The sequence below is a fragment of the Hydrogenophaga sp. genome, assembly GCF_041633695.1.
In the GTDB taxonomy this organism is placed as follows: Bacteria; Pseudomonadota; Gammaproteobacteria; order Burkholderiales; family Burkholderiaceae_C; genus Hydrogenophaga.
Map to the genome: position 1 here is coordinate 1 of NZ_JBFJMY010000730.1, position 1,285 is coordinate 1,285.

Annotated in this window: 1 protein-coding gene and 1 pseudogene; both read right to left on the reverse strand. The window is 66.1% G+C overall.

Features of this window, described 5'->3' with window-relative positions:
* A pseudogene (locus tag ABYB95_RS23630) lies at positions 1–311 on the reverse strand (3-hydroxy-3-methylglutaryl CoA synthase); the annotation flags it as partial.
* Positions 312–338: 27 nt separating this feature from the next.
* Positions 339–1,285: alpha/beta hydrolase (locus tag ABYB95_RS23635; RefSeq protein WP_372662864.1), on the reverse strand; the 947-nt coding region annotated here is incomplete at its 5' end.

Genomic DNA, 1,285 nt, shown 5'->3' on the forward strand with positions numbered 1-1,285 from the left:
AGCGCCTCAACGCCCTCTCCCAGCGTAAGCGCCTCGCAAACCACACCGGCATTGAGCCGCTCGGCAAACGGCAGGGTGCTGGAAACCAGTTGCACACTGCCGATGTGCCCGCGATCGTCGCCTGCGCCCAGGCAATCGCGCGCGGCGGCCACCGCCATGGTGATGCCATCTTCGTCCCAGTTGGCCATGGAACGTGTGCCCTTGCGACCCGCGAATTGGGGTGCGTACCAAGCGTTGGCCTGCGCCACGGCCTGGCGGCTCAGTCGCAGCCGGGGAATGTAGCTGCCGTATCCCGTGATACCTGTTGTCATGTGTGTCTCTTTCTCCGTGGATGTTTTTCAAGCTGCGAGGTGTTGTCGCAGAAACCGGCCCATGTCATCGATGGCCTGGCGCGCTTCGGGCAATTGCGCGGGGAACTGCTGGAAGACGTGGATCATGTGGTCCCACACCTGCAGGGTGGCGTCCACACCCGCCTCTTTCGCCCGCGCCACGAAGTCGCGCGAATCGTCGAGCACGGTCTCTCGGTCGCCCACCTGCGCGAGCAACGGTGGCAAGCCCTTGAGGTCGGCGAACAGCGGCGACACCAGCGGATCGGCGGCGTTGCCTTCCTTGCCCAAGTAGTTGCGGGCCATGGCCACAATCATGGGTCGTTGATGGATGGGATCCGCCTCGGCGCGTGTGCCGTAGCTCGCGCCCGATGCGGTGAGGTCGGTCCAGGCCGACATGAGCACCGCTGCCGCAGGCAGCTTCTGGCCGGCGTCGCGCAAACACAGCAGCAGGCTCAGTGCCAGCCCACCCCCAGCGGAGTCGCCTGCGATGGCGATGTGGTCCGGCGCGAAGCCCTCATCAATGAGCCATTGATACGCTGTCGACGCGTCGTCGAGCGCGGCGGGGTAGCGGTGCTCGGGCGCCAGCCGGTAGTCCACTCCCAGCACGCGGCATTGCGTGGCTGCCGACAGCTCAGCCATGAGCTCGCGGTGCGACACCACCGAACCCACCTGAAAACCGCCGCCGTGGAAATAGAGGATGGCGCGCCGATTGTTGACACCCGGGGCGCTGACCCACTGGGCACTTACGCCCCCGGCGTCCACGTCTTCCACCGCTGCGTTCACGGGAACGCCGCCAAAGAGTGTGTCCCAGTCATGCCGCATCTGTGCCACGGTGGTATCGCGCTTCCAGCTGCCGTAGACACAGCGCACGCGTTCGATCACGCCGTCAACGGCGGTGGTGGTTGGAGATGCGGTCATGCGCCACACCCCATGCCGCCCGAGACGCCCAGCACCTC